5 protein-coding genes and 1 pseudogene are annotated in these 5,402 nt (G+C 67.8%); 1 reads left to right on the forward strand and 5 read right to left on the reverse strand.

Annotated features, from left to right (window positions below):
- Both ER13_RS15740 and ER13_RS15745 read right to left on the reverse strand, forming a co-directional pair.
- Positions 1–1,158 (reverse strand): annotated as a pseudogene (locus ER13_RS15740) (tipN); the annotation flags it as partial.
- Between the two features lie 115 nt (positions 1,159–1,273).
- Positions 1,274–1,453 (reverse strand): hypothetical protein, encoded by a 180-nt coding sequence (locus ER13_RS15745; protein WP_008260729.1) that lies wholly within the window; start codon positions 1,451–1,453, stop codon positions 1,274–1,276.
- A 162-nt stretch (positions 1,454–1,615) separates the two neighbouring features.
- Here ER13_RS15745 and ER13_RS15750 point away from each other — a divergent pair, with 162 nt between their 5' ends.
- Positions 1,616–3,094 carry a phospholipase D-like domain-containing protein gene (locus tag ER13_RS15750; protein WP_035310782.1) on the forward strand — a complete coding sequence of 493 codons (1,479 nt, stop codon included), beginning with the start codon at positions 1,616–1,618 and terminating at the stop codon, positions 3,092–3,094.
- A gap of 10 nt (positions 3,095–3,104) precedes the next feature.
- Here ER13_RS15750 and ER13_RS15755 read toward each other — a convergent pair whose 3' ends face one another.
- The 3 genes from ER13_RS15755 to ER13_RS15765 form a co-directional block, all read right to left on the reverse strand.
- Positions 3,105–3,842 (reverse strand): endonuclease/exonuclease/phosphatase family protein, encoded by a 738-nt coding sequence (locus tag ER13_RS15755; RefSeq protein ID WP_035310783.1) that lies wholly within the window; start codon positions 3,840–3,842, stop codon positions 3,105–3,107.
- A gap of 75 nt (positions 3,843–3,917) precedes the next feature.
- Complete coding sequence (locus ER13_RS15760; RefSeq protein WP_231492573.1) at positions 3,918–4,598, reverse strand: TPM domain-containing protein; 681 nt, start codon at positions 4,596–4,598, stop codon at positions 3,918–3,920.
- On the reverse strand, positions 4,598–5,402 hold an 805-nt coding region (locus tag ER13_RS15765), incomplete at its 5' end, for a YgcG family protein (protein WP_368664390.1). The genes ER13_RS15760 and ER13_RS15765, both read right to left, overlap by 1 nt.

Consider the following 5,402-nt stretch of genomic DNA (forward strand, 5'->3'; position numbering starts at 1 on the left):
GGGGCCGGGGTGGTCGGCGGCGACGCGGGCGGCGGCCTGGGCCTCGCCGGCCGCGGCGGCCAGAGCGGCGGCGCGAGCCGCCAGGGCGGCCTCGGCCTCGCGGAGCTGGGCCTGGGCCAGGTCGGAGGCGTCGGCTACCATTCGCGACTGCCGCTCGACCGCATCGATGACGCCTGTGGCCTGGCTGTCGAGATGGACCCCCAGGGTCTGCATCTGATCACGCTCGCGAGCGAGGTTTTCGGTCAGGCGACGCGCCGTGCGGGCGGCGTTCTCGGCGGCTGCGTTCAGGCGATCGGTCTCCTCGGCCAGGGCCTGGCGCAACAGGACCATGTCGTTGCGGGCGCGTTCGGCCGCGAGGGCTGCGTGGTCGATATCGGTCCGCAGGGAATTCAGCACCTGGCCGGTCTGCTGGGCGGCCAGGGCGGTGGGGGCGACCAGGGCCTCGGCCATATCGCGGGCGCGCCGTGTCTCGGCGGCCAGACCGGCGCCCTGGCGTACGGCGTGGGCCAGCATTATGGCGAGGCCGGCCGGCGCCAGCGCCATCAGGGCGTAGATGGCGAAGCGCAACGGATCCAGGTCCGCCGCGCCGGAGCCGAACTCATACGCGGCCCATGAAGCGACGCCGCCGATCCACAGGGCCGAGGCCAGGACGGCGATCAGATAGGCGGTCCGGCCGCTCGCGGTCGCTGCAGCACGCGCGGAAACGCTTGATCTCAGGGTTTGGGGCGACGACAGCTCGAACGGCGCCGGGGGCTTGCCTGCGGCCACGGCCATCTCGACAGCGGCGGAAGATTCAAACGTCGGTTCCGGATCGATCTCCGGCGCCACGGCCGGGACGACGTCGAGGGATTCGGCAGGCGGCGGGGCAGGCTCGGCCTCGGGCAGGGGCTCCGGCTTGGGTTTCAGAGCGGCGGCGGCGCGTTCCTCGGCCTGGCGCGCCTCTTCCGCCAGACGGCGGCGGCGGCGTTCGGACATGGGCCGTTCGGGCGGCCTTACGGGCAGAGGCTCCAACTCCGCATGCGGCTCGGCTTCAATCTCGGGCGTCGGCCCGACCTCGACTTCGATCTCGACGTCAGACGCAGGCGTGTCCGGCATCTCGAGGGGCGGGACGGCCTCGTCGTTGGTCAGTTTAAGCGGCGGCCGGTTACGGGATTTCATCAGGCGTCGAGCTCGATTCATGCGCGTGGCGCGCGAGAACGCGCCGATTCGACCCTAGCGGGTCAAAACCCAAGGTCCAAGCCGTACAGATTCAACAGACGTGGACTGTTCGCGATCAGCAATCGCGCCTGGTATCTGCGCTGAAGGCGGCGGACTTGTCCGGACGGCAGTCTGCGCTGCGATGGACTTCGCGTTCCGCAGGCTGGGACGAATGGATGTCGACGCCGAACTGCGACAGTACGGCAGCCGCCAGCAATGCGATGAAGCCAGCGATCAGTTCCACCAGCGCCTGCATAGACGGCGTCTCCAACAGCCCCCATGGCCGATTGTTTTATGCGCCTGTTTGGCGAACGTCACAATCCCGCCGCGTAAAGATTGACCGGGCGTGGCGTGCATGAAACGGAGAAGAGGAGGGCGTCCGCATCGCGGTGTCATGCGAATCGGGCAGGCAGGCTGAATGACCCAAGACGGCGACAGCTATGACGGCAGTCTGCTGACCCCCGGAGCGGGCGTCTGGCGCAGCGAGATCGCGCACAGGTTTTCCATCCTGATGGAGAACGAAACCTATTTCGACGCGCTGTCCTCCGCCCTCCAGAAAGCTGAACGGTCGATCGTTGTCCTGGGTTGGCAGTTCGACCCCCGCACCCACCTGGATCCGGAGACCCGGCCCGGCGAAAGACAGCATGAGATCGGCCACCAGTTGCGCATGCTGGTGAAGCGCAAGCCGGACCTGGACGTCCGGCTGCTGATCTGGAAGTCGCCTTTGCTGATTGCCGCGTCCCAGGGCTTCTATCCCCACCGCGCCCAGCGCTGGTTCCGCAAGCGGATGGTCGAGTTCCGCATGGACGCGCCTGGCCCAATCGGGGCCTGTCACCACCAGAAGGTCATCGTCATTGACGACCGCGTCGCCTTCTGCGGCGGGGGCGACATCTCGACGGATCGTTGGGATTCTGTCGAACATCTGGACGGAGATCCGCGTCGCGCCCTGCCGAACGGCGTGATCTGCAAGGCCCGGCATGAGGTGATGTGCGTGATGGATGGGCCGGCCGCGCGCGCTCTGGGCGATCTGGCGCGCGAACGCTGGTTCAAGGCGACCTGGGAACGGACCGTGCCGGACGAGGTCGAGAGCGATCCCTGGCCTGACGGCGTGCCGGTGCAGATGACCGAGGCGCCGGTCGGCATCGCCCGCACCGAACCCAAGTGGAGCGGCCGCCACGAGGTGCGCGAAAACGAGGCCTTGCACCTGGAGGCGATCCGGCGAGCGAAACGACTGATCTATTTCGAGAACCAGTATTTCACCTCGCCGATCATCGCCGCCGCCCTGGCCGAGCGCCTGGCCGAGGTCGACGGTCCGGAAGTGGTTGTCGTCTCTACTGGCAAGAGCCCCAGCTGGTTCGACAGCATGACCATGGATACGGCCCGCGCCGAGGTGCTGTACCGGCTTGAACAGGCCGACAAATACAATCGGTTCTTCGCCTTCGCGCCTTTGACGGCGGAGGGCGACCGCATCATCGTTCATGCCAAGGTGTCGATCATCGATGATCGGCTGTTGCGGATCGGATCGTCCAATCTGAACAACCGGTCGATGGGGCTGGACACCGAATGCGACGTCGCGGTCGAGCCGACCGATGCGGCCGGCCGCGCGGTCATCGTCCATCATCGCCATCGCACCATCGGTCACTGGATCGGCGTCCCAGCTCAGGATTTTGCGGCTGTGGAGGGGGTGCTGGGGTCGACGGGCGCGGCCATCAGCAGTTTCGGCAGTAACCGGCTCAAGTCCTTGGGTTCGGATCCGCCGACGCGGATCCAGCGGATCTTCGCCGAATGGCAACTGGGCGACCCCACCTCATCGACCGACGCCTGGCGGCCCTGGAAAAGGCTGAACCGTTCGCACCGCACGCGGCCCGCGTCGGAAGGCGGCCAGGCGCCCGGCTAGGGGCCTCGTCCTAGCGGGACGGCTGGACGATCTCGAAGTCGACGATCAGCGGCAGGTGATCCGAGGCGACCCGAGCCAGGGGCGAGAAGTCCGCCTTGACCCCTGTGATGCGGATCTCCGGGCTGACGAAACAATGGTCGATACGGATGGCGGGGAAGCCCGAGGGGAAGGTCTTGACCGACGGCTTCAGGTTCAAAAGGCGCTGACAATCGCCCAATCGGCGCGCCAGCGTCTGGTAGGGCCGGGTGATGGAAGTGGCGTTGAAATCGCCTGCCAGCAGGGTGGGGCCGGTGCAGCCGGCCAACCAGCCGTCGCCCGCAAGGGCCGCCGCCTGCAGGCGTTGTTCACGCGGGACCAGGCCCAGATGGGTGGTCAGCACATTGACCCCGACGCCCTCGATCTGAATCTCGGACCAGATGGCGCCGCGCGGCTCCAGGCCGGGGATGCCGCGCACCGTGGGCAGGGCGTCGGCGCGGATCAGCTTGTCCGTATGCGGCGTCAGAATGGCGTCGCCATACAGTTCGGCCTCGACCCTCATGGCCGGATGGAACCGCGAGGTCATGGCCAGGCCTTCGGCGATGGCTTCGGCCTGATCGACCTTGCCGGTGCGGGCCCGGCCCACGTCCAGCTCCTGAAGGCAGACGATGTCGGCTTCGTGTTCGCCGATCACGGCGACGATGCGATCGACATCCAGACGCTTGTCCGTCCCGACGCAGCGATGGACGTTATAGGTCAGAAGGCGGGGCATGATTTCCCAGGGACGTGTCCGAATCCAGCGGACGGCTAGGCCTTTTGGCCGCCGATTGCGACCCCTGTGCGACGATCAAAGCAGGACCAGATGATCCGGCAGTTCATTGGGATTGTCGGCGCGGGGCGGGAAATGGGCCGCCAGGACCCGGCCGCACTGGTCGATGGCCGCCTCGAACCCGGCGACCGGTCGGCCGGCCTTCAGTTGACGGGTCAGGGCGGCGACAGCGTCGGCCCACACCCCTTCATCGACCTTCTGGTGGATCAGTTCGTCGGCGATCAGTTCGACCTGATGTTCTTTCAGGGCGGCGAAGATCAGCACCCCGGTTCGCTCGCGCGTGACGTGGACGCCATGCGCCAGGAACTGCTGCAGGGCCGCCTTGCGCACACGGGCCTGACGCAGACTGCGCGGCGTGATCCAACGGAGCACCGGCGGGATGCGGGTCAGCAGGAAGACCGCGACGAAGATCACCGCCTGGACCAGGGCGTAGAAGGCCAGGGCTTGACCGACGCCGACGGCCTGGGCCGTGACGTGGGCGGCTTCCCAATCATCTCCGACCGGCCAGGACAGGGTGAAGCCCAACGGTATGAGCGCGGTCGGCGCCAGCAGGGCCGCGGCGGCCGCCCAGGCCAGGCTGACATCCGCGTAAGACGAGACCCCGCGCGAGACGACGCAGAATATCTCGCCCGAGGTGCCGCGCTCGGCCGAGGCGATGGCGTCGGCGACCCGCGCGCGGTCGTCTTCGGTAAACCGCATCACCATCCTCCCGAAGCGCCGCCGCCGCCGAAGCTTCCGCCGCCGCCGCCAAATCCTCCGCCGCCGCCGCCGAAGCCGCCCCCGCCGCCCCCTCGACCGGCGTTTCTCAAAGCCTCCGACGCCGCCCAGATCAGTATGGGAGTGACGCCGTCGCGACGATGACGACGCCCGCGTCCGCCCGAACCGATCGCGCCGACCAAAAAGATGATGAAGATCAAGCCGATGATGACAACAGGCAGGATCACCGCGCCGCCCGCGCCCTCTGGTTCGGTCGCCGCGGCCGCCGTCCGCGCCTGGGCCTCGGCCGGATCCAGCTCCAGCTGGGTGATCAAGGCGTCCACGCCCCTGACGACGCCTGTCTGATAGTCGCCGTCGCGGAAGGCCGGCAGGATGTCGTCGCGGATGACCATGGACGAGAAGGCGTCGGTCAGGATCGGCTCCAGCCCGTACCCGACTTCGATCCGCACCTTGCGTTCGGTCGGGGCGACGATCAGCAGGGCGCCGTTGTCGCCCTCCTTCTGTCCGATGCCCCAGGCCCGGCCCAGCTGATAGCCATAGTCCTCGATCTCCTGATCCTGCAGGCTGCGGACCGTGACCACCACCAACTGGTCGCTGGATCGGGCTTCCAACGCGGCCAGCTTGTCGGTCAGCGCCTGTTCGGTCGCCGTATCCAGCAGATCAGCCTGATCGACCACGCGTCCGGACAGGGGCGGAAAGTCGAGCTTCGTCTGCGCCGTCGCCGGCACGGCGAACAGCAGGACGGCCATCAGACCGAACAGACTGGCGACGACGCCCGCTGGACGT

It is taken from the genome of Brevundimonas sp. EAKA, assembly GCF_000698025.1.
GTDB classification, from domain to species: Bacteria; Pseudomonadota; Alphaproteobacteria; order Caulobacterales; family Caulobacteraceae; genus Brevundimonas; species Brevundimonas mediterranea_A.

Excerpts from the sequence above, each read along its gene's own strand:
- ER13_RS15745 (WP_008260729.1), bottom strand. The coding sequence starts at position 1,453 with ATGCAGGCGCTGGTGGAACTGATCGCTGGCTTCATCGCATTGCTGGCG.
- ER13_RS15750 (WP_035310782.1), top strand. The coding sequence starts at position 1,616 with ATGACCCAAGACGGCGACAGCTATGACGGCAGTCTGCTGACCCCCGGA.
- ER13_RS15755 (WP_035310783.1), bottom strand. The coding sequence starts at position 3,842 with ATGCCCCGCCTTCTGACCTATAACGTCCATCGCTGCGTCGGGACGGAC.
- ER13_RS15760 (WP_231492573.1), bottom strand. The coding sequence starts at position 4,598 with ATGCGGTTTACCGAAGACGACCGCGCGCGGGTCGCCGACGCCATCGCC.